1 protein-coding gene is annotated in these 919 nt (G+C 37.5%); it reads left to right on the top strand.

The window, feature by feature from the left end:
* The first annotated feature begins 17 nt into the window (after positions 1-17).
* Positions 18-818 (top strand): hypothetical protein, encoded by an 801-nt coding sequence (locus LIX84_RS23305; RefSeq protein ID WP_140388328.1) that lies wholly within the window; start codon positions 18-20, stop codon positions 816-818.
* Positions 819-919 lie beyond the last annotated feature (101 nt).

Genomic DNA, 919 nt, shown 5'->3' with positions numbered 1-919 from the left:
AATTTCAATGGTAGTTTATGAGTAAAAAGTTAGATCTTAGTGTAAAAGGTGTAAGAGCCACTGGCGGGAATAAGTGGTGGGAATTTTATTTTGTTAGGTATTTTGTTGGAACCGTGGTGGGCTTCGGTATCGTATTGGCTCTTAACTTTTCTGAACAATCAAGCTTGAAAGGTGTGCTGCTTCCTGGAATAGAGTCGATTAAAGATTTAACCGGTATTCAAAGCATTCTCATAGGCTCCATTGGCTTATGTATTTGTTATATTGCCAGTTCACCTATTTTGTTCTTGCATGCTTACCGTGGCGACATATTTGCGAAAAAGGACAATGCAATCTTCAATGGCAGTCGATTTACCTTTATTGAAAGAGTATTGCTGTCGTTATTAATATCTGTCGGCTTGTCTACACTCCTATACTTCAACTTGTATGATGTATTTTTTCCAAATGATAAAAATCCGGATCTCAATAACATAGCTTTACTATCGGTATGTGGGTTGATTAACCTACAAATTTATGCTGTTTCGTTTGCTTGCTTTAATAAGTTCGATGTAAGTTTTAGTTACTATAAGGATCTTGCCCATTATAGGAGTAAGCGTGAAGAAGGGCTTAACTCTTATGATGAATACGTAGAGTCCTATAAGCATTTAAGGGAGCATGGAAACGCGTTTTTTATTCTAGCTCTTGAGCTTGTATTGGGTTTAATGCTAGCGATAATAGAAAACCCTATATACAGCATTTACTTTGTGTTTTTGTGGATTGCGCCGGGCATGTTTGTATGGTTTTGGGGTAACAGATTGGAAAGTCGCTTATCTGAAATTTAACAAACTGTTTAAGAGTGATTCGCAACGCGTGGCATTTTTACTATGCGTTGGTTTCAGTGTTTAAGGTGGTATGCGGAAGCTTAGGTATTGCGTTGCTCACA

It is taken from the genome of Vibrio sp. E14, assembly GCF_020515785.1.
Lineage (GTDB): Bacteria > Pseudomonadota > Gammaproteobacteria > Enterobacterales > Vibrionaceae > Vibrio > Vibrio diabolicus.
Note: the sequence above shows the minus strand (reverse complement) of the source record. Positions and strands in the feature narration are given on the sequence as shown.

Bases quoted from the DNA above. Each gene is read 5' to 3' on its own strand.
- LIX84_RS23305 (WP_140388328.1), top strand. From the start codon at position 18: ATGAGTAAAAAGTTAGATCTTAGTGTAAAAGGTGTAAGAGCCACTGGC.